Origin of the sequence: Paenibacillus dendritiformis (assembly GCF_015845845.1) — a bacterium.
Classification (GTDB): domain Bacteria; phylum Bacillota; class Bacilli; order Paenibacillales; family Paenibacillaceae; genus Paenibacillus_B; species Paenibacillus_B dendritiformis_C.
The window spans coordinates 28,637-53,336 of record NZ_LDIG01000170.1; the positions used below are offsets into that span (position 1 = coordinate 28,637).

Sequence of the window (24,700 nt, forward strand, 5' to 3'; positions counted from 1 at the left end):
TTCCGAGGGGCTTTTTTGTATGCTTAAGGCCAAAATATGACAAAATATAACTAGCCGGCATGCAAGTTCACGAATTTGCAATGAACATAATTTCTATGAAATGTTTACATCGGTTCAGGCGCGTGTTATGATACCTGTGAATCAATATGGTTAATCTATAAATATTATGATGACAAATTTGTTCAAGGGGTGTACAGCATGAGCATTGCGCAAATGATCGACCACACGCTGCTGCGGGCTGACGCAGTGAAGGACGAGATTACGAAGCTGACAGAAGAAGCGAAACGGTACCAGTTTGCCTCGGTATGCGTCAATCCCGCATGGGTGGCGTACTGCGCTGAGCAGCTTGCCGGCACCCCGGTCAAGGTGTGCACGGTCATCGGTTTCCCGCTTGGCGCTTCGACGACGGCCGTCAAAGCCTACGAGACGGCGGACGCGATTGCGAACGGAGCGACTGAGATCGATATGGTCATCAACGTCGGCCAGCTGAAGGCAGGGAACGATGACGATGTGGAGCGCGACATCGCGGCGGTCGTGGAAGCCGCTGCCGGGAAAGCGCTTGTCAAGGTCATTATCGAGACATGCCTGCTTACGGAGGAGGAGAAGATTCGCGCTTGCGAGCTGGCGGTAAAGGCCGGCGCGGACTTCGTGAAGACATCGACGGGCTTCTCTACAGGCGGAGCTACGCGGGAAGACGTGGCGCTCATGCGCCGTACGGTCGGAGAGCGAGCGGGCGTGAAAGCCTCCGGCGGAGTACGCAGCCTGGAAGATGTCAACACTATGATTGAAGCGGGAGCTACGCGAATCGGAGCGAGTTCCGGAGTAAGCATTATGAATGGCATGGAGTCGTCATCTTCATACTAAATGCTGTGGAAGAAAGCAAACGTTGGCGGAGAAGCGCCGATAAGGAGGAGCAGATCATGAAGGAGCAATTGATTCAAGAGGCACTGGAAGCGCGCAAGCAGGCTTATGCGCCGTATTCCCGGTTTCAGGTCGGGGCCGCCGTGCTCGCCGGGGGAAAAATCTTTCGCGGTTGCAACGTGGAAAATGCATCCTATGGCTTAACGAACTGCGCGGAGCGAACCGCCGTGTTCAAGGCGGTGTCCGAGGGCGAGAAAAAGATCGAAGCCATCGCCGTCGTCGCGGATACCGAGGGTCCGGTTGCCCCATGCGGCGCGTGCCGTCAGGTGCTGGCTGAATTTTGCGACAGCGGCACGAGAATCTTTTTATCGAATCTTCATGGCCATACCGAGGAGTGGACGATATCCCGTTTGCTTCCGGGCGCTTTTTCCGCAGAAGACATGGCTCAGGACAGCAAATAGCTTTCCTGTCCTGAGCCTTTTGTAAGCGGTAACAGGAATCCGAATTTGTTTTGCATGCTTGAGCTTGGGAGGAACTTGAGATGAAATATGTGATTGCTATCGTCGGATTGCTGGCCGTATTCGGACTGACCTACCTGGCGAGCAAGGACCGGGGCCGCATCCGCTATCGGCCGCTGGCGCAAATGATTGTGCTGCAGATCGTCCTGGCTTTCGTATTGTTGAACACGACGGTGGGCGAGACGCTGATTCGAGGATTTGCCTCCGTGTTCGAAGCGCTGCTGGCCTATGCGGCGGAAGGCGTTAACTTTGTGTTCGGCGGAATCGTGAACGAAGGGCAGGGCACGCAATTTTTCCTGATGGTTCTGCTGCCGATTGTGTTTATTTCCGCGCTGATTGGCATTTTGCAATATACGAAGATATTACCGTTCATTATCAAATATATCGGCCTGCTGCTCAGCAAGGTGAACGGCATGGGCAAGCTGGAATCGTATAATGCGGTTGCTTCCGCCATACTGGGGCAATCGGAAGTGTTTATTTCGGTCAAGAAGCAAATCGGGATGCTGCCGGAGCGCCGTCTATATACGCTGTGCGCTTCCGCCATGTCGACGGTCTCCATGTCCATCGTCGGGGCCTACATGACGATGATCGAGCCGAAATATGTCGTCACGGCACTCGTGCTGAACCTGTTCGGCGGCTTCATTATCGCCTCGATACTGAATCCGTATACCGTGTCGAAGGAAGAGGATATTCTCGAGGTTCAGGACGAGCATAAGCAATCCTTCTTCGAGATGCTGGGCGAATACATTATGGACGGATTCAGGGTGGCGATTACCGTCGCCGCGATGCTGATCGGCTTCGTCGCTTTGATTGCATTGATTAACGGCCTGTTCGGGACCTTGTTCGGCATTACGTTCCAGCAGATTTTGGGTTATATTTTCGCGCCGATCGCCTTCCTTATGGGCGTGCCTTGGGCGGAAGCGGTCGATGCGGGCAGCATCATGGCGACGAAAATGGTAGCGAATGAATTCGTGGCGATGCTGGATTTGTCCGCCATGACGAAGGATGGCGCAATGTCTTCACGGACGATTGGCATCGTATCCGTTTTCCTGGTCTCGTTCGCGAACTTTTCGTCCATCGGCATTATTTCCGGGGCCGTGAAGGGGCTGCATGAGAAGCAGGGGAACACGGTCGCCCGCTTCGGCCTGCGCTTGCTGTACGGCGCCACGCTGGTCAGCGTGCTGTCGGCGACGATTGCCGGTCTGTTCCTGTAAGGATTCGCAGAAAAAACAGAACCGCGATGCCGTAGTTCCGATGCGGAACGGGATCGCAGGCTAACGGAGGAGGAACGGGATGAGCGTTCACATTGGAGCGAAGCAAGGCGAGATTGCAGAGACGATACTGCTTCCGGGCGATCCGCTAAGAGCGAAGCATATTGCGGAGACGTATATGGAGGACATCGTATGCTATAACGAGGTGCGGGGCATGCTGGGCTTCACCGGCACCTATCGCGGGAAGCGGGTGTCGGTTCAAGGCACGGGCATGGGCATTCCGACGACGAGCATCTATGTCAATGAACTGATTGCGGATTACGGCGTCAAACATTTAATCCGGGTCGGCACCTGCGGCGCGATGCAGGAGCATGTTCATGTGCGCGACGTCATTCTTGCCCAGGCATCCTGCACCGATTCGAGCATGAACCGCCACGAATTCAGCGGGTACGATTATTCGCCGATTGCCAGCTTTCCCTTGCTGCAAGCGGCCTATGAACGGGGCATGGCCAAGGGATTGAAGCTGCATGTCGGCAACGTGTTCAGCTCGGATATGTTCTATCGCAGCGACAAATCCGTCGTGAAGAAGCTGATGGATTACGGCGTGCTCGGAGTCGAAATGGAAACGACGGCGCTGTACACGCTTGCCGCGAAATACGGCGTCAAGGCGTTAACGATATTGACGGTAAGCGATCATTTGCTGACCGGGGAAGAAACGACCGCCGCCGAGCGCCAGACAACCTTCCATGACATGATGGAGGTCGCGCTGGAGACGGCAATCTCAATCTAGCGGTTCGGGTTTTGGCTCACAGCCGCCTCAGACGGGGCAGCGCATCAATCAACGAGAGACAGGGAGGAGCATCAACGATGAGAATGGTGGATTTGATTGCGAAGAAGCGGGATGGCAAGGAGCTGACGACGGAGGAGATCAACTTCGTCATCGAAGGATATACGAAGGGAGACATTCCCGATTATCAGGTGAGCGCCTGGGCGATGGCCATTTATTTTCAGGATATGTCGGAGCGGGAACGGGCCGATCTGACGATGGCGATGGTGAACTCCGGGGACACGATCGATTTGTCGGCCATTGAAGGCATCAAGGTGGATAAGCATTCGACCGGGGGCGTCGGGGATACGACGACGCTCGTGCTGGCGCCGCTCGTCGCCGCATTGGATATTCCGGTGGCGAAGATGTCGGGGCGCGGGCTCGGCCATACGGGCGGCACGATCGACAAGCTGGAATCGATCGAAGGCTTCCATGTCGAGATTAGCACGGACGAGTTCGTGAATCTGGTCAATACGCATAAGATTGCCGTCATCGGACAGACGGGCAATCTGACGCCGGCGGACAAGAAGCTGTATGCGCTGCGCGATGTCACCGGCACGGTGAACTCGATTCCGCTCATCGCGAGCTCGATTATGAGCAAGAAGATCGCGGCAGGCTCCGATGCGATCGTGCTTGACGTGAAGACAGGGGCGGGCGCCTTCATGAAGACGGCCGAGGATGCGAAGAAGCTGGCACACGCGATGGTCAGCATCGGCAACAACGTCGGCCGCAAGACGATGGCCGTCATTTCGGACATGAGCCAGCCGCTTGGGCGCGCGATCGGCAACTCCCTGGAAGTGCAGGAAGCGATCGATACGCTGCGCGGGCGCGGGCCGGCCGATCTGGAGGAGCTGTGCCTGGCGCTCGGGCGGCAGATGGTCTATCTTGCGGGCAAGGCCGCATCGTTGGAAGAAGCGGAGGAGCAATTGAAGGAAGTTATCCGCAACGGCAAGGCCTTGGATAAGTTCAAGGAATTCATCGCGAATCAGGGCGGCAATCCAGCCGTGGCGGACGATCCGAGTCTGCTTCCGCAAGCGTCCTTCCTGATCGAAGTCCCGGCACGTCAGGACGGCGTCGTCGCCGAGATCGTCGCGGACGAGATTGGAACGGCGGCCATGCTGCTCGGCGCGGGACGCGCGACGAAGGATTCCGAGATCGATCTTGCGGTCGGCCTGATGCTGAACAAGAAGATCGGCGACCGGGTTCAGGCAGGCGAGTCCCTGGTCACGATACATGCCAATCGCGAAAACGTTGACGATGTGATCGAGAAGATTTACGCGAACATCCGCATTGGCGACCATGCCGAAGCGCCGGTGCTCGTGCATGATATTGTAACCGAATAAACCAATCATCGTGCAGCCCTCGTCTTGCTCTAAGACGGGGGCTGTCGGGCGTATAGGGGGCGTATAGACGCTTGAAAAAAACTTGCGCAGCGGCGGGATTATCGGTCATACTACAGAAATGAAGATCGCGCGACAGGAGGCGGACCGAAGTTGACTATCAAAGTGCTGATCGCAGACGACAATTCGTTTATACGGGAAGGCATGAAAATCATATTATCCAGCTTTGAGGAATTTGAAGTGGCCGGCACGGTCGAGGACGGGGCCGAGGCGGTCGCATTTTGCAAGGGCCACGACGTGGACGTCGCGCTGCTGGATGTGCGGATGCCGAATATGAACGGCGTCGAGGCGGCCCGCCTGTTGACGGAGCAGACCAAGGTCAAGCCGCTCATTCTGACGACGTTCGACGACGATGAGTTCGTGCTGGAAGCCATCCGGGCGGGAGCGCGCGGATATCTGCTCAAGAACAATGATCCCGAACGGATTCGCGACGCCATCAAGAGTGTCTGCAACGACCATCACGTCTTGCAGGATGTCGTGCTGGACAAGATCAAGGCCAACCTTGCCGCAGATCATTCTTCTTCCCCGCACGCGGCCATGCCCGATTCGGGAGGGACAACATCGCCGCCAGCGGCCGATCCGGGCGGATGCAAAATCGACCGCAGCCCGTTCACGGAACGGGAGCTGGGCGTGATGGACCATATCGCCCGCGGCTTGTCCAACAAAGAAATCGCCAGGAAGCTGTTCATCTCCGAAGGAACCGTCGCCAACTACATCACCTCGATCTTGAATAAAACGGGACTTGAGCATCGCACGCAGATTGCGATCTATTATTTGACGGGTGAAGCGAGAACGTCGGATGAATAGGAGTTAGGAGATTATCGCCTATGGAACTATGGACGATCGGCAATAAAGCGGTGGTGCTCGGCTATCTTGTGCTGGCCTCATTTCTGATGAATTTCGCTTCCGCGGCGAGCCCGTGGCATATTCTCTCCTACTTGCTGTATCTCGCCGTGAATATCACGGTTCCCATTTTCAAAAACATCCGGCTCAAGCAGACCCTTATCGCCTGCTCCGCCGCATTCGTCATCGTATGCGCGATCCGGCTGGATCCGTTATTCCTGCTGCTGCTTCCGATCAATGTGTACGAATTCGTCTCTTCCTGCTCGGATCGGAGGCGGCTCGCCTTCGTGTGCATGCTGCCGCCGCTGCTCTTCATGCCTCCCGATCTGATTCCGCTGTACTTGCTCAGCGCCCTGCTCAGCTATTTGCTGTATGCCTGCGCTAGCGGGCTCAGCGTCAGGCTGGCCAGGCTGGAGAGCGAGCGGGAAAAGATGCGGGGAGAGCTGCAGCGGCTGGCCCGCACCTTGAGCGAGAACAATGAATATATCCGCCAGTCCGAATATACGATCAAGCTGGAGGAGCGGAACCGGCTCTCCCAGCAGATTCATGACGACGTCGGCCATGCCATGGCGGGGGCGCTGATTCAGATGGAGGCGGCCCGGCGGCTGCTGGCCGCCGACCGGGACAAGGCGTCCGAGCTGCTGGGCAATGCCGTCGCGATCTCCAAGGAGGGGCTGGAGCGCATCCGCTTGACGCTCAAGGACATGAAGCCGCGGCCCGAGGAGATGGGGATCAACCGGCTCCGCCTGTTCGTCGACGAGTTGGCGGCCCGGGAAGGCGTGGCCGCGACGCTGGCTTATGACGGGGATATCGACGCCATCACGCCGCTGCAATGGAAGATCATTCAGCAGAATGCGACCGAGGCGGTCACGAATGCGCTCAAGTATGCGCAGGCCACCGCCATCCATATTGAAGTTCGGGTGCTGAACAAATTCATCAAGGCGGTCGTCTCGGACAACGGCGTCGGGGCGGAGAAGGTCGTGAAAGGACTTGGGATGGTAGGCATGGAGGAGCGGGCCGCTTCCACAGGAGGCACGGTTATCGTCGACGGGACGAATGGCTTTACCGTAACGACCCTTCTGCCTTGCGGAGGCCGATGAGGCCAGTGAACATTCTCATGCCGAAACAAGTGAATATTCTCATGAACAGAGGATGAACTTATGCACTGACATAAGCGCATCCTTTTTTATTACAATACGGACAGAACCATGGAGGGAGCGAAACGGATGAGCAACGTACTGGAAATCCGCAATTTAACCAAAAAATTCGGTGATTTCATCGCCGTCGACAATATATCGCTGAACGTGCGCGAAGGGGAAATCTTTGGCTTCCTGGGCGCCAACGGCGCGGGCAAGAGCACGACGATCAATATGATCGCGTCCCTGCTGCGGAGCACCAAGGGGGAGATCAGCCTGCTCGGCAAAAACATCGCGAAGCATAACCGTTTCGCCAAAATGAACATCGGCATCGTGCCGCAGGACCTCGCGATTTACGAGGATATGACGGCCTATGAGAATGTGCATTTTTTTGCCGGCCTGTACGGCCTGAGGGGGGAACTGCTGAAGAAGCGCACCGAAGAAGCGCTGGACTTCGTAGGCTTGGGCGACAAGCATGCCAGCTTCCCCAAAAACTTCTCGGGCGGCATGAAGCGCCGGCTGAACATTGCCTGCGCCATCGCTCATCGGCCGAAGCTGATCATTATGGATGAACCGACGGTCGGGATCGACCCGCATTCCCGCAATTATATATTGGGCTCGGTGCGCAAGCTGAACGAGATGGGCTGCACCATCATCTATACAAGCCATTACATGGAAGAAGTCGAAGAAATCTGCACCCGCATTGCGATCGTCGATCACGGCAAAATAATCGCGGAAGGCACGAAGGAGCAATTGACCGCGACAATTACCGAATCGAAGGAAATCTGGATCGGCATCAAGTCTTCGGACCCCGCGCTTGAAGTGGATGCGATCCGACAGATCCAGGGCGTCACCTCGGTTCGGCTTGAGGAGCAGATGCTCAAAATTATTTCCAAAGCGGAAATCAACAATCTGAACCGGATTATCCAGCAGTTGATCAAGGATCAGGTGGAAATCCGATCGGTCGAAGAGCAAGCGCCGAATCTGGAGACGGTGTTCCTGACCTTAACCGGCCGGAATTTGCGGGACTGAAGGGGGAAAGCCGGCATGAACATTTGGAATATCGCACTCAAAGAAATCAAATCCAATATCCGCAATACCCGAACCTTTGTGTTTATGCTCGCCCTGCCGATCGTATTGATGCTGATTCTTGGGGCCGCGCTCACGAACGCGTTCACGGACGGCGTAGAGATCGACGGTCTGCGGCTGCTCGTCCGCAATGAATGGACCGATTCGCAAGGAACGGCAGCCTGGAACCGGTTCGTGCAGGCGATTGAGCAGGAAGGCGTCGAGGTCGTGCAGGCCACCGCCGGCATGAACGGACAGGAGGAGGTCCGCGCGAACCGCTTTACCGCTTATGCGGAACTGGACGGCGACGGGATCAAGTTCTATGGAAGCAGCAAGAATACGATCGAGAGCAACATTATTCAGGGGATGCTGACTGCGTTCGCCGACCGCTACTCACTGATGGCCGCGGCTTTCCATACGGATCCGGCGGCAGCCCGGTCAATCGTCGGCGGGGCCGGGGAGAGCGGCGATTTCATCCGCGAGACTACGCTGAATCCGGATAAGCGTCCGGACTCCTTCGGGTACTACGCCATTGCGATGACGACGATGATCGCGCTCTACTCGGTCTTCTCGTCCAGTAATCTGTTCCGCGGCGAGCGCATCCGCCATACGTCGATTCGCTTAATGGCGGCTCCCATCGGCAAAGGCGAGATATTTATCGGAAAAGTTATCGGGAGCACGTTGATCAATCTGCTGTGCGTCCTGCTGGTCGTCCTGTTCAGCAAATTCGCCTTCCATGCCGATTGGGGCACGCATTACGGCATGATCTTTCTCTTGCTGTTGACCGAGGTGCTGCTCGCGGTCAGCTTGGGACTCGCGGTCAGCTTCCTGTTTCAGGGCGAGGGCTCTCAAGGCATCGTCATGATGTTTACGCAGGTGGCTTCGTTTCTCGGCGGGGCGTATTTTCCGATTGGAGAGACGGAGGGCTTCATGACCTGGCTCACCAATCTGTCCCCCCTGCGTTGGGCCAATACGGCCTTGACGGAGATCATCTACGCCGGCAATGCGGCCGCAGGGTGGCCGGCTATTGGTTTGAATACCGGCATTGCGGCTCTTTTTCTCTTGATCGCGGTCATCTCTATGCGAAGACGGGAGGCGTTATAATATGAGCGAAGTGATATGGCTTATCCGCAAAACAATGACCGAGACGTTCCGCAACAAAAAGAACTGGATCGTCTACTTCGGCCTGCCCGTCTTGGGCGTGCTGGTGTCGATGATGCTGTACGCGAACAATAGCAGCGGGACGCTCCGCGTCGGCATGCTCAACCTGGACGGCAATCAGGCGATTACGCAGGATGCCATCCGCTTCCTGGAAGGCTTGAATCAGATCAAGGTCACGGTCATGGATGAAGCGGCGATGAAGCGCGATATCGCGGCAGGCAAGCTGGACAGCGGCATCGTGTTCGGCGAAGGGTTCGCCGCAAGCGTGCGGACCGGCCGGCCGGATCATCTGGACATTATCTCCGTGAAGGGGGCGCAGGTCACCGCCTATGTCAAGGCGATGCTTCAGGGCTATGTCGGCAACGTGGCCGCGATTGGCCGCAGTGCGGGAGGCGATGATGCCCGGTTCGACACCATCTATGCCGGATACAGCCAGCAGCGGTTCCAGGTGACGGCCGAGACGCTGGAGGATACGTCGAACCTGAAGTCGATGACGTATCAATCGATAGGCTTCCTCGTCGCGTTCATGATGTACTCCGCGGTCAGCATGTCGGAGATGATTCTGAAGGAGAAAGAGAACCGTACATTCCTGCGGCTGCTGTCCGCCCCCGTCTCGGCGAGGACGTACGTGCTCTCGAACGTGGCCGTCAATGTCGTCATTATGCTGCTGCAGATTACGGTCACGCTGATCGTGATGAAGAATATTCTCCATATTGACTCGGGCATCCCATACGGCAATATGATCGCGGCACTGTTCCTGTTCGCTTTGGCGGCTATCAGTCTCTCGCTCTTGATCGTCGCGTTCTCGAAGAGCAGCGCGGGCGCCGGCGCCCTGCAAAATCTGATCATTACGCCGTCATGCCTGCTCGCCGGCTGCTTCTTCCCAATGGATATCATGCCGGACACGATGCGCAAAATCTCGCACTTTATGCCGCAGCACTGGCTGTTGGACATGATCAATAAACTTCAGCAAGGCGTTCCGCTTGGCAGCTTGTCTCTGAATATGGCGATTCTGATCGGCTTCGCCGCGGTCTTCGCGCTCATCGCGATCCTTCGCTTCGGCCGCAACAACGACATCCGGCAGTTCGTGTAAGCGGAAGCCGGGGCGGCAGCGAGAACTCGTCGCCGCGTAGAGATAACATCGCAAGAGGGGTGGATAAGCCCCTCTTTTTCATATGGGGAAGGTATGATTGAACATGCGTCGAAAATGGAACTGTATCGCAGGCACCTGCTCTACTGGAATAGAGCCTCTATTTTTTTCCCGGTCATATTCCAATATCCAATCGTTGAACTCTTCATAGAGCGGCCGCAGCGGATCCAAGGCAGCGCAGAGGACGTCGCACCCCCGATCATCATAGAGATGGTAAATGATTTGCTTCGTCTTATTGATCGTTCCAATGCTTCTTTCTTTGATCTGCCGAAGATTGCAGGGCTCTTCATGATCTGCCCGCGGGATCGCGATTTCGAAGCGGATGCCGCAGTTCCAGCGAGAGGGAAGGCTTCCTTCCATTTATAAGAGATAATGCGGAAAGCCGCGATGCAGTAGCAAGTCATGCTAACCGGCATACGATATAACAGGATATCCGCCTATCAATTGCCGGGAAGGTGTTATGATTGAGACAAAATGAGATGTGGCAATCTGCAGTAACCGAATTATATAACAGTCTGTATGGTGAACAGATGGTCTGTTCCATAAGCACGCAGTTGTTTCATATACCCGAAACGCAAGATTTAGAAGGAAATTCAGAAATGCATGCCAGTCTTGTCCCCGCCTCTTATCATCGGGTGACTGCGACCGGGTCAGCTCAAAGATTGCTGAACGGAGAGAGCGCGCCGTCCCTTGTCGAAACCCTGGTTGCCTGCATCCAAAACGCAGAGCGGCTGGATCGCGAAGTGCGTTCCGGTCTGCTTGTCATGAGAGATGCCGCTCCGGCAGCCTACAAGCCCGTAATCGAAAACATCATACGGTGGCAGGAACACGCGGAATTGCATCTGCAAAACGCAAAGCAACTGACGAATCAAAATATTGGCGCATCCCCTCGGCTTGGATATGGTACGGCCCTTAGACATGAAAATAGCCCATGTCAGCGACATAGGCTTGCTTACTGCATCTATTAGCGGGTGATTTGACCGCGAATTTCTCCGTCTGGAAATTGTATGGTATGGACGTTGACATAGGCGTTCCCTCTTTCGATCTCACGAATGAGGTCGCGAATCGTTTTGCCTTTGAGAGGGCCGACTAAATCCCGGCTCGTCAGGATACCCTGGATGACTCCTCTCCTTACCGAGATGCCAAATTTGGACGGACCGAACAGGAAGGCTACGATGGGACCGTTCTGCCCTCTTCTGCCCAGATGAATATGGGCTTGGGTCACCCGGTTAATATTTCGGATCACCAGCCGGAATCGTAACTGAGTGCGATTGCTGCTGAGCTGAAACACCGCATTTCCTGAAGCTATCGTTCTTACAGGAGGCACTTCATTTCGCCCCGATAGGATTGCCCTGAATGTTCTAATAAGTCCTCGCCCCTTTCTTATCGATTTTACAGCGTATGCCTTAGGTCATAAAAATGGTTTGTATGTTCGCCCAAGAATATGATTTCGGAGTCAACAATGCTACAATAGTCGACAGACATGCTTTTCGCATCGTAAAGGGGGATACAGCCATGAACAACTCCGAGAAGACCATTATTGATAAATTAAACCTCCGCAAATATCCGACGAAGCTGATTTTGGGCAAGCCGGACGATATCGCCGATTTCGACGAGCTGGAGTACGACACGTCGGCGGTCAAAGAGAAGTACAGTCTCATTTTTACGTTCATCTTCAACTTGGAGGAGTTCGCGAGTCAGTTGAATCAGGTGATTGAACGGCAACTGCTCGAAGAGGGCGGGTATCTGTTCTTCGCCTATCCGAAGAAAAATAATCCGAAGTACGCGGAATATATTGAGCGGGACAGCTTCTTCGCCGAAGTCCCTATGGATGAGGATGGATATATAGGGGGCAGCCCGATTAAGTTTGCCCGCATGGTGAGCCTGAACGACGTGTTTACCGTCATCGGATTGAAATCCCAGGCGAAGAAGGCGGCGAGCTCAGCCGCAACGAAACCGAGCCAACGCGTGGATGATTATGTCGACCGTGTGGAAGATATCAAGGCTTATTTGCAGCACGACGAGGAAATCGCACGCCAGTACAATCAATTGACTCCCGGCTACCAGAAAGACTGGGCGCGGTATGTATACAGCGCGAAGAAGAAGGAAACGCAGGACAAAAGACTGGCCGAAATGAAAACCGTGCTGGCCGAGGGCTATAAGTCGATAGATATATACAGAAGAAACAAAAAATAAGAGCGCGGAGGCGGCAAACCAGCCGCCTCCGGTTCATTTTGCAGTGATGACAGTTCCAGGATGACAGTTCCAGCCTGAGGATGGACGCCATCCACGACTACAGAGACGGATAGGAAATGATATTTTGGCAATAGCTGTTGCCGCCGGGCTTCGTCCCGTGTCCGATGGAATGGCGGGACGTTCGTCTTGTGCGCAACCGGCGAGAATTGCCGCTCCCCCGGCGATGAACAGCAATCGAGCGATAAGCTTCATCCTTTATCTCCCTCCATCGTCTTGCGTCGCGTTTCATCAAGCTTATATCTAAATAGACGATGCTGAACAGCAAACAGTTTCGCCCTAAGCAAGCTGTCGGGGCGAGCTGCGCGATATCATGGCATGGTTGAAAAGCAGCATCAAAACCCGTACAATGATCGAGTGAGTGATAATCATTCTCATTCCGTGGAGAGGAGGTGCATGATGGCTCTGGATGTATTGGTTACGGAGGTTCATGATTATTTTGATCGGTTCTCTGAAGCGGTGAACGGCCGGATTCAACATACAGCTTGGGAGCAGCAGCTTGCCCTCCCTTCTCATGTCGGCACCGGATCGATTAGGCTGCTGCGGATTCGTCCGGGCATGGAGATTATCATGACGGACGTGACGTACAAGCAAAATATGATTCTTCGCATTCAGGAGGCCTGCCAGCTGTTCGAGCTAAGCTATTGCGTCAGCGGGGAGATTTACTGCGAGTGGGGCGGCAAGGAATGCCTAACGGAGAAACAGACAGGAAATGTTTTGTTCCTGGAGGATATTCAAGTATATGAAGAGAAGAAGGCCGGGCACCGGCATCAGTTGCTGGAGATCCGGTTGTCTCCGGAAGAATTGTTCCGGTACGCGGGGGATGCAGCGGAGAAGCAGAAAATGGAGACCTGGCTGCGGCGCTATCAAGGGCGCATCGATACGTATCCGGATTCCCCGGCCATCCGCAAATGCGTGCTGGATCTGCTCCATTGCACGTATCAAGGCACGATGAAGCGCTTATATATGGAGAGCAAGGCGATGGAGTTCATCGCCCTGTTCGGCGAAGCGGACGGGCTCGATGTGACGGGCGGTCAGCGCACCGTGAGCCGCGACGATATCATCAAGCTGCGCGAAGCCAGGCAGCTTGTCCTCGACCATTGCGAGCAGCCGATCTCCATCCGGCAACTGGCGAGACAGTCCGGGCTGAATGAATTCAAGCTGAAGACCGGCTTCCGCGAGCTGTTCGGCATGACGGTATTCGAGCTGGTGCGCAAGGAGCGGATGGAGAAGGCTTTGCGGTATATGGAAGCCGAGCGGATGAATGTAAGCGAGGCCGCGGTCGCTGTCGGCTACAGCAATGCAAGCAATTTTACGGCTGCGTTCCGCAAGCATTACGGCTGCAATCCGAGCGAATACAGGAAGCGGCTGGAGCGGTTGGGCGCAGAGCGAGAGCAGCGCGATGCAGAAAACGGGTGAGGGTGAGGCTTCAAGCCAGCTTCCGATGTATCTTCCCCAAAAAATAAGCAGGCTGCCGCGGCAACCTGCTTGACGTTTATGTGCTCTACTCCTGCCCGTTCGTTTCCGGCTTGCACATCCTTTTTTCTTTCAACCGTTCAATCTGGGCAGCATCAAGCCCTGTTATGCGGCAGATAAGGGCGGCATCAAGTCCTTCCTTCAACATATTTAATGCTGTGTTGTTAATCCCTTCTTCAATCCCGGCTGTACGCGCATCGTTCAGCAGGCTGGCGCGATCATGCAGCGCCTTTTCCCGCAGGGCATAACGCCGTCTTGTCTCCTCGTCGCTCGCCAAATACGAGAGACGGGCCTCGGCTTCCTTAAACAGCTCATCCACCATCATCAACTCCTCCAATTGTTCGGTTGTTGTCTGTTGATCCAAAAACCGCAGCCAGCGATGCAAGGGATCGCGGATATCAAAGGGCAGGCGCCGGAATTTCGGGCATTCGATAAAATGGAGTTCCAATATGTCGGTCAGCATATAGCTGCGCTCTTCATCCTCATATAAAATGAAAGGTGCTATGATACTTCTTCAGGGGAAGATAGTGATGGTCGAGAATATTTACGCCTATGGAACGCTGCAAACGGTCATAAGGATCCCCGTGATGAAGCGATTCGGTCAGCAGCTTGCCGACATAGAATAAACTTCGATAGTCCATTCGGACAAAGCGGCGCACTTGCATTTCGACATTTACTTTTTCACGGCCATCGACCTCACATAAAATATCCAGCACCGCTTCCTTATCTTCCACTAACTCACGGGCGAGCTTTGTATCTTCTATAATAGACACATCGGTGATCATCTGTGCGCCCTCGCGCCGGAGGATGGCATTTAGCAAGCCAATTAGCAAGCGTTTGCCTTCCTTTTCGCCAAACAGGCGCTTAAACAGAAAATCGTTTTTCGGGTTAAGTCTGTGTAACTGCTGCACATCTGCCGTTTTCACCTTGTCTCCTCCTCATTGTATCATATTTGACTGCCATCCCATTAGGGATATATGTAAAAAGCACGCCCCCTCCGCTTCTCCTGATTATCAAGGAGACTCGGAAAGCGCGTGCTTCGCGGCTTGGCTATTGTGTTCCTGCATATTCCATACGTTGGCAGCTAAAATTGGTTTGCTTCCATAATATCACATATTAGGCATTGGGGCGATGTAATGGGATTAAAGATTCCTTCACCATCGATTTATCACTTTTAAACAAACATAGCTAAACAGATATCAAGCGGAGGATAAGCTTTTGTACAGCAACTTGCCGCCTATTGCAAACATTTCGCGAAAAGGCCGCTTTCCATCGGAAAAAAGCCGATTGTATTCTGGTACGGCAGGTCTTTGTGCTGCGGACGGCGGGTGTCATATACTTTTTTCTGTATATACGTTCGGCAACCGATCGGAAGGAGGAAGGCCGGCAATGGAACGTTTCCGGGAAGAACCGGGATACAAATATGCCTTCGGCGCCGTGCTCTATCGCGGTGAGCAAGTGGCGGTGAAATGTCCGCAATGCGGCGGGCTCGCTTTCATCTGCCAGGGAGAGCAGCGGAGAGAGGCAAGGTGGACGGCATGCTTCTACCATGAGAAGGAGCCTCAAGCATACCGGTATGCGGCCAGCGGAGTATGCGAAGCGTGCGAGAGATGGTTCAACGAGGAAGTGGCGGACAGGAAGCAGCTTGCGCAACGCATGATTCATATCCGATGTCCTCACTGCACTGCCCTGAATCAAGTTCCGCTGCGCAGGACGCTGACTTGCAGAGGGTATTATCCCGATATCCGTCAAGGACGCGACCCGGTATTCCATTTGGAGCTGTATTATCTCGACATGTTCCGCGGCAAGCCGGTATGGGCGCTGAACCGGGACCACCTCCTCTATCTAATTGATTACATATCGGCCGATCTGCGGGAGAAGCCGGGCGCCGGCATGATGCGGACGGCTTCGCATACGCTGCCTGCCTATATGAAAGAGGCCAAAAACAGAGCGGCCATGGTCAAGACGCTGCGCGGACTGCTGCATAAGGATGCTTGAAAGACTTAAAAGACAGCAATGGAGGAATCGAGATGAAAATAGGCGCCGAACTGGGGATTGTGCTGGGCATCCGCGTGAAGCTGGATGTGAATGCGGAAGCCAAGCTGGTCACCCTATCCATGGAACAGGGAAAGGATGTGCACCCATGACGGTTCAGCATCAATACAGACCGGGACCGGCCTATCTCGAAGGAATTACCGTGCCAGTAAATCCGGAAGCTTGGAGAGAGGAGGAATGGACGGGCAAGCTCCGGACTCCGAAGGGCCATACCCAATTTTATTTATTCTACTACGGGGAACTGATGGACGAGTTAATTACGGCAACCGAGTTCGCGCCTCAACTGATCGTCGCCGAGGATGTCGTTACCGGCCAACGGTACGTCCTGTTTGACGGCTGCAAGCACGGGTATGATGCGATGCTGTGCGACACGTATTCGGACGAGCAGCGGAACGGACGGACGCAGCTCCTCCTTCCGTATATCGATCCCGATGGGGAGGATACGTTCGAGATTCGCATCACCGTTTTTTATATTGTCGATTGGGACGAGGAATTTGCGGAAGATGTGGATGAGGAAGGGCGGTTGGAGCTGATTAGCGGGGAACGCTGCAGCTTCGAGGAAGCGAAGCGCAACGGATTCGATGCGTTGGGCATCACTGTCGTGAACACCTCGGGACTGGAGACCGAGGTCGCCCAGGAAGAGCTGGCATGACGGAGATGCGCCATATTTTTATCGCAGTGCCCTGGGCTGCGCCTTCGTTGGATCGGAGCCACAACTTGGGACAAGCTGAAGTCAACCCCTTTAAGCCGTGACGGGGTGTTCGCCCTATGCATGATTACGGATGCGGTAAAAGGAGGAATTGCGATGCCCACACCACTAACGGCCACATTATCAACGGAGGATAAGCCGGAGCAGCAGGCGAATCCGCGCCGCTGGTATGCGCTAGCGGTCATTTTGCTGCCGACGCTGCTGATTTCGTTGAATACGTATATGATACAGGTCGCCCTGCCGTCTATGCAGCGCAGCCTTCATGCCAGCTTCGCGGAGGCCCAACTAATCGTGAGCGGGTTCACGCTCATGGCTGCGCTAGGCGGCTTGACTTCGGAGCCGGCGCTTCTTATTGCCATACGGATCGTGCAGGGGCTGGCCGCGGCTTTTATTCAGCCCCAGGTGCTGTCCATCATGCAGGTCAGCTTCACCCAGCGGGAGAAGCCGCTCGCGTTCGGCGTGTACGGCGCCATGATCGGCTTCGGCTTCGCCAGCGGCCTGATTCTGGGCGGAGTTCTCGTCAATTGGAATCTGTTCGATCTCGGCTGGCGGACCGTGTTCTTTTTCAATGTGCCGTTCGGGCTTCTCGTTCTGCTGCTGCTGCCGATGATTCCCGAGTCGCGGGGGGAGCCGGCGCACGGCCTAGATTGGGCCGGGACTGTCCTGCTTATGGGCGGATTGTTCCTGATTGTCTATCCGTTGTCCGAAGGGCAGAAGCAAGGATGGACGGCATGGATCTGGCTCTGTCTCCTGGCCGCGCTGCCGCTGCTCGCGGCCTTTGTCATGGTAGAATTGCGGAAGCGGAAGCGCGGGGCGGTCCCGCTCGTCGATTTGTCTATCTTCAAGCATCGCTCTTTCCGCACGGGGATGGCGGCTGTCGTTGTCATCTACCTCAGCCTGTTTTCCTTTTTCTTTATCGTAAGGTATTACGTGCAGTACGGGCTGCACCGGGATGTGCAGTATGCCAGTCTCGTATTCCTGCCTTTGGGCACAGGCCTCTTCCTGACTTCGCTGCTGTCGGCCCGCATCGTCCGGCGCTGGGGGCTGCCCGTGTTGAAAATAGGCGCGCTGACCGTCGGGGCCAGTTGTCTCCTGTTGGCCAATTCGCTTGGAGTGGCGCTCATCGGCATCGTGTTCTCCGCCTCGCTGGGTCCCGGCGAAGCGGCCTTGCCCGATTATGTCCGCGCCTTCGCCGTGTCGGTGGCGGCAAGCGGAGGAATGGCGCTGACCGCCTTCCTCTGTCTTTGCTTCCTGCCCAATCCCGGCGGGGCGCAACCGGAGACGGCCGCCTGACGCATGCGCCCATGAGCCATGAGCGGCGGCAAAATGGCGCGCGCGCTTGATGCTGCCGGCATAACGCAGCGACGCCCCATCGAGCACAAAATATGCTGCGTTCGATGGAGCGTCTTCGATTATAACGAGAATTTGGCTTCCCCGTTGAATATCCATTCCTCCGGGTTGGACGCGCGCTCGAACAAGCGCTCCGTGCCCTTTTCCTTGGCATAGTGCCGTTCTTCCTCCGTAATCGGAATCATCCAGAGCAGATTGACCGGATCGCCGCCGATCTCCGGAAGGGCTACAGCCGGCGCATGCGGCGGCTGCGCAAGCGCCACCGCGGCGAAGCGCTCGTGACCAAGGCCAATCTCGCCGCACGGAATCGTATGTCCATTGGCGACGAACGTAAGATAGGTCCAGGGCAGATTGGCCTGCCCGCTAATGTACTGCAGCATCGGCTTCCCATGCTCGCCCAGCCATCGCGAATCGCAGGCGAAGGCGAACTCGAACCTCCGCAGCAGCTCCGGCGTCTCCGTATATTGCTCCACCTTCGGCTGCGGCAGAATGGATACCCCCAGCGTCACGACATACGTGACATCGTCTCGTTCGATCGTCACCATGGCCCGCGGAGGCCAATGGCCGCCGTCGATGGCGTAGTAGTTCGCCACGGGACCGAGTCCGGATTCGATAGCCTCCAGATACTGCTGCTGCAAGCCTGCCCATGTATGCTCGTCCCAGCTCTGCCAGAACTCCTTGGCGAGCTCGATGCGCCGGAACAATGCGTTGGAATCCGGCGTCCCCAGCGGGAAGCACAGATTCGACTCCCCGATGCAGTCCCTTGCATAGCCGGGATAACGGTGTTCGTCTGCGGACGAACCGGCCCATCCGGGGATGACGCTCACAATCTCGTCCCGGTAGAGCAGGGCGGCCGCATCGCCTTCCTCGAACCAGACGACAGCCAACTGCTCGGGATCGAGACGCTCTGCCCCTCCGGGATGGGCGCAGCAGTCTCGCGGCAGCATCGGAGCCCGGCCCTGGCCCATCGCTTCCACGTCGAGAGCCTCCGGCGCCGGGCCGTAATTCCTGACCCAGCAGGAACGAACGCTCGCATATTCCTCGCCCGGATAGTTCCATAAATAAAAATAAACGCAGTCCTCATATTCCTCCACAAACGCTTGAATGGGGCAAACGGGCGAGAACTCTTCCAAAAGGATATTATTCATCTTTTCACCTCGCAACGGGTATGCCATATCCATCTGTTTCCGCTCATTGGATATGGAGATAGGATAGCATCCGGCCAGAGAAGATACAATCCTGCCCGCTATGAAATGATAATTCCTTTTTTCCAACTCCTGTCCTTTCGATCTCATTCGATTTTCATGGCCACGTTTCTTCCATAAATTGATTGACTGGGGTGGATACTTATGGTAATTTAATTAATGATAATGATTATCATTATCATCACCAGGGAGATGCAGCTTCCATCCCATGCTTCATGCTCATCTTATATTAGCAAAAGGAGGTTCCCCGTGGTTTCAAAAAAAGAGCTGCCGAGATTGCGGACGCCTGACCGAGGCCGGAAAACCAACTTGAATGAGATCAAAGAATTTATGGATCGGCATTATGACGAATCTCTGTCGATCGGGCAACTGGCGCGGATGGCCAATATCAGCCCCAAATACTTTGTCGATCTCTTCAAGAAAACCTATGGCCTAAGCGCGATGGATTACTTGACGGCCGTGCGCATGAACCACGCCAAGCGATATTTGACTGACACTGGAGAGCGTCTGCGGGATATTGCCTTGAAGGTAGGGTATAAGGATGAATTCTACTTTAGCCGCAAATTCAAGAAAGAAGTCGGCGTGTCTCCGTCCGACTTCGCGAAGAACGCGAGGCGGCATATCGCCGCCTGCTCCTCTGCGTTGATCGGGCAATTGCTTGCGCTGGATGTCATGCCGGTGGCGGCGCCGCTCGATCCGAAGTGGACGCCTCATTACTACCACGCCTTGCGAACGAAGATTCGATTCCATCTGATGCTTACCGCTCCTTATGCCTATCGCTCGTTCGAAGTGAATCTGAACAAGCTGGTGCAAGCTCGTCCCGATGCGATTATTGGCACTGATCATCTCACTTCCCTGGAGAAGACGAAAGTAAAGGAGATCGCTCCCTCTCTCATTCTGCCGGCGCAGGACGGTTGGCGAGATCAACTGCGGAAGATTGGCCGTTTTATAAATAGAGAAGACAAGGCGGCGCAATGGATAGGGCGCTATGAACAGAGGGTTCAGTCCGCCCGGAAGCAGATTGGCGAAGTGTTGGGCCAGGACAACATACTCGTTCTGCGCATCTATGGGCACCGCATCCATTTTTACGGGAACCGCGGGCTGGAGGAAGTGCTCTATCACGATCTGAGGCTGAAATCCGCGTGCCGGGGCGGCGCGTCCAGCGGTCCGCCTTTGACATTGGAGCAATTGGCGGAGCTTGCCCCCGACCGAATTCTGGTCCTGGTATGTCCCGAAGCGTCCTCTCGCGCCTTCTGGCTAGCCTTGCAGCATTCACCCGAATGGCGGAAGCTGAGAGCGGTAAAGAACCGGTATGTCTATCCCATTGCCTCCGATCCGTGGTGCGAATATTCGGCCGTCGCCATGATGCGGATGCTTGATGAAGCCTTGCTGCTGTTTACCGGAAATTGTCCAAATGGTTTTCTGGATATCGGCTATGGTGAATCCTTCGCCACCTGATCTATACTCAGGTCGAATGAGAATCATTATCACTTAGGGGGAGATATACCGTGTCAAAATCTCAAGTTCATGCCAAGTCCGGCTTCATGGCCCGCATATCGGGATTGCTGTGCTGCCTGCTTCTGGGAAGCGTGCTGACGGCCTGCTCGATGGCGGAGAGCGAAGCCGCTCCTACCGGCCAGCCAAGCTCCGCAACCGCCTCGGAAGTGTCTGCCGCAGCGGACGACAGCGGCGCGAAGGTTTCCGGGGAGCGGACGGTCATGGACGAGCTTGGCCATGAAGTCACCATTCCTGCCGACCCGAAGAACATTTTCGCTCCCAATATGGAAGACTCCTTGCTCAAGCTGGGCGTCAAGCCGGTCGCGCAATGGTCCAACGGAAGCCTCGGACATGATTACCTGCAAGAGGAATTGAAAGATGTCCCGAAGCTTGATTTCTCGGCCGGGCTGCCATCACCGGAGACGTTAATGTCTTACAATCCGGATCTGATTATTTTGCATACAGAGACCTATGCCCAGAACGGGAACTATGAAGCCTACTCCAAGATTGCGCCAACCTATGTATTCAAAAATGCTTCCGGAAATATTGAGAAATCCCTCACTGCCATAGGAGACCTGCTCGGCAAAAGCGAGGAGGCCAATCAGGCGCTGCAGGCTTATCAGCAAAAAGTGAAGCAAGCCCAGGAAAAGCTGAAGGAAGCGGTCGGAGAGAAAAAGGTGGCGATTATCCGCTTTGCCCACAAAGGCGTCAGCCTGATGGGCGGACAATACTTGTGCGGTTATGTCGTGCACCGCGATCTGGGGCTTGGCATATCCGATCTCGTAGGGAAAGAGAATAGCGCCAACATATCCATGGAGATTCTTCCGGAATTGGACGCGGACTATATTTTTGTCATCAATGCCTATAACCAAGGGACGGAACGCATGAAAGAAATGATGGAAAGTCCGATCTGGAAGAGCATTCCTGCCGTCAAGCAGGGACATGTGTACGAAGTGAGCAATAAATACTGGCTTGGCAGCGGGCTTATCGCTTACGAGAAAATCGTTGACGACACGGTTCGGCTGTTGACGCAATGAGCGGGGGGATGACATGACACGGAACATGAATGCGCTTGATCATCTTTCGCGCCGCCAGGTCGGGATTCCCCGCGCGGAGCAATGGACGCTGCGTTCGCGGGCCGAGAACCGCACCTACCGGATTATCGTGGCCCAGCCGGAGGGGGAGCCCCCTCCGGCTGGATATCCGGTCATCTATTTGCTGGACGGCAACTCGGTGTTCGGAACAATGGCCGAGGCGGTGCGCCTGCAGAGCCGCCGTCCCGACAAGACGGGAGTGACTCCGGCGATCATTGTAGGAATTGGCTATGAGACAGAGGCTTCCTATGCGCCGGATCGCTTTTACGATTACACGCCGGTTCCCAATACGGAGTACAGGCGCAGATCCGATGGAGCAGAGTTGCCTGAACAAGGCGGGGCGGCGGCGTTCCTCCAATTCATCGAGGAAGAGCTGAAGCCGCAGATCGCAAGCGAATTCCGGATTGACCGGAACCGGCAGGCGATTTTCGGGCACTCTCTCGGCGGCCTGTTCGTGCTGTATGCGCTGTTTACGAAGCCGGAAGCGTTCCGGCACTATATTGCAGGCAGTCCGTCCATCCATTGGAGCAAGGAATATTTGCTGGAACAGGAGCGGACATTCACGGCCCGTGTGCGGGAAGAGCCCGTCAACGTCCGGCTTCTGCTCGGAGTCGGGGAACAGGAGAAAAGCCATGTCGCCCGCAATTGCGACAGCGCCAGGGAGCTTGCGGAACGTCTGTCTTCTCTCTCCGATTCGGGAGTGAGCGCCGTATACAAAGAATTTGAAGATGAAGGGCATGTCTCGGTGCTGCCGATTCTGATCAGCCGGGCATTGCGGTTTGCCCTGCATCCGGAGCAACAATGAGGGGTTGACTAAGGTGGAACACGCAGGAATCAAGGGAAAAGTCGCATTGGTTACGGGGGCTGCCCAAGGCATCGGGGAAGCGGTGGCGCGGGCGCTTGCCGGACTCGGAGCCATCGTCGCGGCCGTCGATCGGAATGCCGCGGCCGTCGAGAAGCTCGCCGCCGAGCTAAGCGGCGCGGGGAATTTCCGTGCCGCGGCATACCCGGCAGACGTGGGTGACCGGGCGGCCGTGGAAGAAGCGGTGGAGCGAATCGAACAGGAGCTGGGGCCGATTGAGATTGTCGTCAATGTAGCGGGGCTGCTGCGGCCAGGGCCCATCGAGTCGCTTAGCGATGAGGATTGGGAGGAGACCTTCAGGGTCAACGTCAACGGCGTATTTTATGTGTCCCGGGCTGCCGCCGGCCGGATGGCGCTCCGCGGTTCCGGCTCCATCGTGACCGTGGGGTCGAACGCGGCCGGGGTGCCGCGAATGCATATGTCGGCCTATGCGGCTTCGAAAGCGGCAGCAGCCATGTTCACCAAATGTCTCGGGCTGGAGTACGCCCGGAACCATATCCGCTGCAATGTCGTAGCGCCCGGATCCACGGACACGGACATGCAGCGGGCGCTATGGAGCGGGGAGGACGGCGCGGCGGCAGTCATTGCCGGTTCGCCGGAGGCGTTCCGCTTGGGAATTCCGCTTCGCAAGCTGGCCATGCCCTCCGACATTGCCGATGCGGTGATCTTCCTCGTATCCGACCGGGCGCGGCATATTACGATGCATGAATTGTGCGTCGATGGCGGTGCGACCTTGGGGTGCTGAGATAGATGGAAGGGAGACGGTTGAAATGCTGAAATATGACGATGCGGCTCTTGCGGCGTCTGCCGCGGATCTGCTGGAGCAATACCGGACGGGAACGTCCTTCTTTTTTTCTTCGCCGGAACGGACCTTGCTGGCGCGGGGAGCATGGGCGCGGGTGCCGGATCAGGAGGGGCTGGACGGCTGCCATCGCCTGCCCGAGCGCGCGGCGGCGCTTCTGGCCGTGGCCAGACAGGCGGGGCATGCCATGCCGCTTGTCGCCGGCGCGATTCCATTCGCTCCTGCGAAGCCCGCGCAGCTTATCGTGCCGAACGATGTGCAATGGGCAGGCCCATTGCGCTTCGATGCCGGCATGCCGCAGGAACGGCCCGTGGCATCCGCATGGGAAACCGAGGCGATTCCGGAGCCGGAAAGATTTATGGATGGCGTGAACGAAGCCTTGGCCCGCCTTGGCGAAGGCTCGCTTCAGAAGGTGGTGCTGTCGAGAACGCTGCGCATGACGGCGCCGGAGGCGATTGATGTCCATCAACTCTTGCGCAATTTGGCTTCCCATAATGCCCATGGCTATACGTTTGCGGTCGATTTGGCGGCGGAAGATGACAGAGCGGCGGAATCGCACACGGGTCGCACGGGTCTCCGCACGCTGATCGGGGCCAGCCCGGAGCTGCTCGTCACGAAGACAGGGGGGCGGGTGACGGCCAATCCGCTGGCAGGCTCCGCGGCCCGCAGCGATGATCCGGCCGAGGACAAGCGCAGGGCGGCCGCGCTGCTGGCCTCCGGCAAGGACAGGCATGAGCATGAAGTCGTGATTGATGCGGTCGTCGCCGCCTTGCGTCCCTACTGCCGGGCATTGCAGGTTCCCGCCGGGCCATCGATCATACGGACGAAGACGATGTGGCATCTCTCCACCAACATAACCGGGGAGCTGGCCGATCCTGCGGTCTCCTCGCTGGAATTGGCCATGGCGCTTCATCCGACGCCCGCCATATGCGGAACGCCCACTGATCTGGCCCGCGCCGCGATTGGGGAGATCGAGCCCTTCGACCGAGGGTACTACACGGGCGCGGTCGGTTGGTGCGACGTGAATGGAGACGGCGAGTGGGCCGTCACGATCCGGTGCGCGGAGGCGGAAGGACGGACGCTGCGTCTGTTCGCCGGAGCGGGAATCGTCGCCGGCTCGAACGCGGCTTCGGAGCTTGCGGAGACATCGGCCAAGTTCCGCACGCTCCTGCTTGCCATGGGTCTGGATCATGAACAACTGTCGAGGGTGAAGGAGGGATGAG

The 24,700-nt window shown here is 56.1% G+C and carries 26 protein-coding genes; 20 read left to right on the top strand and 6 right to left on the bottom strand.

Translation table 11 applies throughout. The features are described from left to right. The first annotated feature begins 198 nt into the window (after positions 1 to 198). The 10 genes from deoC (at position 199) to ABD76_RS17415 (ending at position 10,117) form a co-directional block, all read left to right on the top strand. On the top strand, positions 199 to 864 hold the full coding sequence (deoC, locus tag ABD76_RS17370; RefSeq protein ID WP_197258478.1) for a deoxyribose-phosphate aldolase: 666 nt from the start codon (positions 199 to 201) through the stop codon (positions 862 to 864). A 56-nt stretch (positions 865 to 920) separates the two neighbouring features. After that, entirely contained in the window at positions 921 to 1,322 is a 402-nt protein-coding gene (locus tag ABD76_RS17375; protein ID WP_197258479.1) for a cytidine deaminase, read from the top strand. Between the two features lie 80 nt (positions 1,323 to 1,402). Next, a complete protein-coding gene (locus tag ABD76_RS17380) occupies positions 1,403 to 2,593 on the top strand; it encodes a NupC/NupG family nucleoside CNT transporter (protein ID WP_197258480.1) in 1,191 nt (396 codons plus the stop codon). Positions 2,594 to 2,672: 79 nt separating this feature from the next. Next, positions 2,673 to 3,380 (top strand): purine-nucleoside phosphorylase, encoded by a 708-nt coding sequence (gene deoD / locus ABD76_RS17385; protein WP_197258481.1) that lies wholly within the window; start codon positions 2,673 to 2,675, stop codon positions 3,378 to 3,380. 77 nt (positions 3,381 to 3,457) lie between these two features. After that, positions 3,458 to 4,759, top strand: coding sequence for a pyrimidine-nucleoside phosphorylase (locus tag ABD76_RS17390; protein ID WP_197258482.1), 1,302 nt, complete (start codon positions 3,458 to 3,460; stop codon positions 4,757 to 4,759). A 150-nt stretch (positions 4,760 to 4,909) separates the two neighbouring features. Next, the gene (locus ABD76_RS17395) at positions 4,910 to 5,623 is read left to right on the top strand and encodes a response regulator transcription factor (protein WP_197258483.1); all 714 of its coding nucleotides are present in this window, start codon (positions 4,910 to 4,912) and stop codon (positions 5,621 to 5,623) included. 20 nt (positions 5,624 to 5,643) lie between these two features. Then, complete coding sequence (locus ABD76_RS17400; RefSeq protein ID WP_197258484.1) at positions 5,644 to 6,759, top strand: sensor histidine kinase; 1,116 nt, start codon at positions 5,644 to 5,646, stop codon at positions 6,757 to 6,759. 126 nt (positions 6,760 to 6,885) lie between these two features. Next, on the top strand, positions 6,886 to 7,827 hold the full coding sequence (locus ABD76_RS17405) for an ABC transporter ATP-binding protein (RefSeq protein ID WP_197258485.1): 942 nt from the start codon (positions 6,886 to 6,888) through the stop codon (positions 7,825 to 7,827). 15 nt (positions 7,828 to 7,842) lie between these two features. Next, a complete protein-coding gene (locus tag ABD76_RS17410) occupies positions 7,843 to 8,967 on the top strand; it encodes an ABC transporter permease (protein WP_197258486.1) in 1,125 nt (374 codons plus the stop codon). Between the two features lies 1 nt (position 8,968). After that, entirely contained in the window at positions 8,969 to 10,117 is a 1,149-nt protein-coding gene (locus ABD76_RS17415; RefSeq protein WP_197258487.1) for an ABC transporter permease, read from the top strand. A gap of 78 nt (positions 10,118 to 10,195) precedes the next feature. On the opposite strand, the gene ABD76_RS30980 is transcribed toward ABD76_RS17415, so the two are convergent. The 3 genes from ABD76_RS30980 to ABD76_RS17430 form a co-directional block, all read right to left on the bottom strand. Then, positions 10,196 to 10,534, bottom strand: a complete 339-nt coding sequence (locus tag ABD76_RS30980; protein WP_420901955.1) for a DUF3885 domain-containing protein — start codon at positions 10,532 to 10,534, stop codon at positions 10,196 to 10,198. Positions 10,535 to 10,824: 290 nt separating this feature from the next. Further along, positions 10,825 to 11,046: a hypothetical protein gene (locus tag ABD76_RS17425; RefSeq protein ID WP_197258488.1), complete on the bottom strand. Its 222-nt coding sequence runs from the start codon at positions 11,044 to 11,046 to the stop codon at positions 10,825 to 10,827. Between the two features lie 92 nt (positions 11,047 to 11,138). Further along, positions 11,139 to 11,540 (bottom strand): CHRD domain-containing protein, encoded by a 402-nt coding sequence (locus ABD76_RS17430; protein WP_197258508.1) that lies wholly within the window; start codon positions 11,538 to 11,540, stop codon positions 11,139 to 11,141. A 149-nt stretch (positions 11,541 to 11,689) separates the two neighbouring features. On the opposite strand from ABD76_RS17430, the gene ABD76_RS17435 reads away from it, so the two are divergent. Both ABD76_RS17435 and ABD76_RS17440 read left to right on the top strand, forming a co-directional pair. Then, entirely contained in the window at positions 11,690 to 12,370 is a 681-nt protein-coding gene (locus ABD76_RS17435; protein WP_197258489.1) for a YdeI/OmpD-associated family protein, read from the top strand. Positions 12,371 to 12,826: 456 nt separating this feature from the next. After that, positions 12,827 to 13,846 carry an AraC family transcriptional regulator gene (locus ABD76_RS17440; protein WP_197258490.1) on the top strand — a complete coding sequence of 340 codons (1,020 nt, stop codon included), beginning with the start codon at positions 12,827 to 12,829 and terminating at the stop codon, positions 13,844 to 13,846. Positions 13,847 to 13,931: 85 nt separating this feature from the next. On the opposite strand, the gene ABD76_RS17445 is transcribed toward ABD76_RS17440, so the two are convergent. Both ABD76_RS17445 and ABD76_RS17450 read right to left on the bottom strand, forming a co-directional pair. After that, positions 13,932 to 14,366 (bottom strand): PD-(D/E)XK nuclease family transposase, encoded by a 435-nt coding sequence (locus tag ABD76_RS17445; RefSeq protein WP_197258491.1) that lies wholly within the window; start codon positions 14,364 to 14,366, stop codon positions 13,932 to 13,934. A 19-nt stretch (positions 14,367 to 14,385) separates the two neighbouring features. Beyond that, complete coding sequence (locus ABD76_RS17450; protein ID WP_197258492.1) at positions 14,386 to 14,829, bottom strand: Rpn family recombination-promoting nuclease/putative transposase; 444 nt, start codon at positions 14,827 to 14,829, stop codon at positions 14,386 to 14,388. Between the two features lie 463 nt (positions 14,830 to 15,292). Between ABD76_RS17450 and ABD76_RS17455 the strand changes: the two genes are divergently transcribed. The 3 genes from ABD76_RS17455 (at position 15,293) to ABD76_RS17465 (ending at position 17,960) form a co-directional block, all read left to right on the top strand. Then, the gene (locus ABD76_RS17455) at positions 15,293 to 15,901 is read left to right on the top strand and encodes a hypothetical protein (RefSeq protein ID WP_197258493.1); all 609 of its coding nucleotides are present in this window, start codon (positions 15,293 to 15,295) and stop codon (positions 15,899 to 15,901) included. A gap of 145 nt (positions 15,902 to 16,046) precedes the next feature. Further along, complete coding sequence (locus tag ABD76_RS17460; protein ID WP_197258494.1) at positions 16,047 to 16,610, top strand: hypothetical protein; 564 nt, start codon at positions 16,047 to 16,049, stop codon at positions 16,608 to 16,610. Positions 16,611 to 16,763: 153 nt separating this feature from the next. Next, positions 16,764 to 17,960 carry an MFS transporter gene (locus ABD76_RS17465; RefSeq protein WP_197258495.1) on the top strand — a complete coding sequence of 399 codons (1,197 nt, stop codon included), beginning with the start codon at positions 16,764 to 16,766 and terminating at the stop codon, positions 17,958 to 17,960. Between the two features lie 119 nt (positions 17,961 to 18,079). Here the strand turns inward: ABD76_RS17465 and ABD76_RS17470 are convergent, their stop codons facing one another. Then, positions 18,080 to 19,165 (bottom strand): suppressor of fused domain protein, encoded by a 1,086-nt coding sequence (locus tag ABD76_RS17470; RefSeq protein WP_197258496.1) that lies wholly within the window; start codon positions 19,163 to 19,165, stop codon positions 18,080 to 18,082. A gap of 306 nt (positions 19,166 to 19,471) precedes the next feature. Between ABD76_RS17470 and ABD76_RS17475 the strand changes: the two genes are divergently transcribed. Genes ABD76_RS17475 through dhbC form a run of 5 tightly spaced genes read left to right on the top strand, consistent with a single transcriptional unit; the run spans position 19,472 to position 24,699 of the window. After that, complete coding sequence (locus ABD76_RS17475) at positions 19,472 to 20,680, top strand: ABC transporter substrate-binding protein (RefSeq protein WP_197258497.1); 1,209 nt, start codon at positions 19,472 to 19,474, stop codon at positions 20,678 to 20,680. A 50-nt stretch (positions 20,681 to 20,730) separates the two neighbouring features. Continuing rightward, a complete protein-coding gene (locus ABD76_RS17480) occupies positions 20,731 to 21,756 on the top strand; it encodes an ABC transporter substrate-binding protein (RefSeq protein WP_338125131.1) in 1,026 nt (341 codons plus the stop codon). A 13-nt stretch (positions 21,757 to 21,769) separates the two neighbouring features. Next, on the top strand, positions 21,770 to 22,618 hold the full coding sequence (locus ABD76_RS17485) for an alpha/beta hydrolase (RefSeq protein ID WP_197258498.1): 849 nt from the start codon (positions 21,770 to 21,772) through the stop codon (positions 22,616 to 22,618). A 13-nt stretch (positions 22,619 to 22,631) separates the two neighbouring features. Further along, entirely contained in the window at positions 22,632 to 23,420 is a 789-nt protein-coding gene (locus ABD76_RS17490) for a 2,3-dihydro-2,3-dihydroxybenzoate dehydrogenase (RefSeq protein ID WP_197258499.1), read from the top strand. 25 nt (positions 23,421 to 23,445) lie between these two features. After that, a complete protein-coding gene (dhbC, locus tag ABD76_RS17495) occupies positions 23,446 to 24,699 on the top strand; it encodes an isochorismate synthase DhbC (protein WP_197258500.1) in 1,254 nt (417 codons plus the stop codon). Position 24,700: the final 1 nt, after the last annotated feature.

What these genes read in the sequence shown, in the direction of transcription:
- ABD76_RS17460 (WP_197258494.1), top strand. Translation starts at nt 16,047, where the DNA reads ATGACGGTTCAGCATCAATACAGACCGGGACCGGCCTATCTCGAAGGA.
- deoC (WP_197258478.1), top strand. Translation starts at nt 199, where the DNA reads ATGAGCATTGCGCAAATGATCGACCACACGCTGCTGCGGGCTGACGCA.
- ABD76_RS17415 (WP_197258487.1), top strand. Translation starts at nt 8,969, where the DNA reads ATGAGCGAAGTGATATGGCTTATCCGCAAAACAATGACCGAGACGTTC.
- dhbC (WP_197258500.1), top strand. Translation starts at nt 23,446, where the DNA reads ATGCTGAAATATGACGATGCGGCTCTTGCGGCGTCTGCCGCGGATCTG.
- ABD76_RS17485 (WP_197258498.1), top strand. Translation starts at nt 21,770, where the DNA reads ATGACACGGAACATGAATGCGCTTGATCATCTTTCGCGCCGCCAGGTC.
- ABD76_RS17445 (WP_197258491.1), bottom strand. Translation starts at nt 14,366, where the DNA reads ATGCTGACCGACATATTGGAACTCCATTTTATCGAATGCCCGAAATTC.
- ABD76_RS17390 (WP_197258482.1), top strand. Translation starts at nt 3,458, where the DNA reads ATGAGAATGGTGGATTTGATTGCGAAGAAGCGGGATGGCAAGGAGCTG.
- ABD76_RS17375 (WP_197258479.1), top strand. Translation starts at nt 921, where the DNA reads ATGAAGGAGCAATTGATTCAAGAGGCACTGGAAGCGCGCAAGCAGGCT.
- ABD76_RS17470 (WP_197258496.1), bottom strand. Translation starts at nt 19,165, where the DNA reads ATGAATAATATCCTTTTGGAAGAGTTCTCGCCCGTTTGCCCCATTCAA.
- ABD76_RS17405 (WP_197258485.1), top strand. Translation starts at nt 6,886, where the DNA reads ATGAGCAACGTACTGGAAATCCGCAATTTAACCAAAAAATTCGGTGAT.
- ABD76_RS17455 (WP_197258493.1), top strand. Translation starts at nt 15,293, where the DNA reads ATGGAACGTTTCCGGGAAGAACCGGGATACAAATATGCCTTCGGCGCC.
- ABD76_RS17435 (WP_197258489.1), top strand. Translation starts at nt 11,690, where the DNA reads ATGAACAACTCCGAGAAGACCATTATTGATAAATTAAACCTCCGCAAA.
- ABD76_RS30980 (WP_420901955.1), bottom strand. Translation starts at nt 10,534, where the DNA reads ATGGAAGGAAGCCTTCCCTCTCGCTGGAACTGCGGCATCCGCTTCGAA.
- ABD76_RS17400 (WP_197258484.1), top strand. Translation starts at nt 5,644, where the DNA reads ATGGAACTATGGACGATCGGCAATAAAGCGGTGGTGCTCGGCTATCTT.
- ABD76_RS17410 (WP_197258486.1), top strand. Translation starts at nt 7,843, where the DNA reads ATGAACATTTGGAATATCGCACTCAAAGAAATCAAATCCAATATCCGC.
- ABD76_RS17465 (WP_197258495.1), top strand. Translation starts at nt 16,764, where the DNA reads ATGCCCACACCACTAACGGCCACATTATCAACGGAGGATAAGCCGGAG.
- deoD (WP_197258481.1), top strand. Translation starts at nt 2,673, where the DNA reads ATGAGCGTTCACATTGGAGCGAAGCAAGGCGAGATTGCAGAGACGATA.
- ABD76_RS17380 (WP_197258480.1), top strand. Translation starts at nt 1,403, where the DNA reads ATGAAATATGTGATTGCTATCGTCGGATTGCTGGCCGTATTCGGACTG.
- ABD76_RS17440 (WP_197258490.1), top strand. Translation starts at nt 12,827, where the DNA reads ATGGCTCTGGATGTATTGGTTACGGAGGTTCATGATTATTTTGATCGG.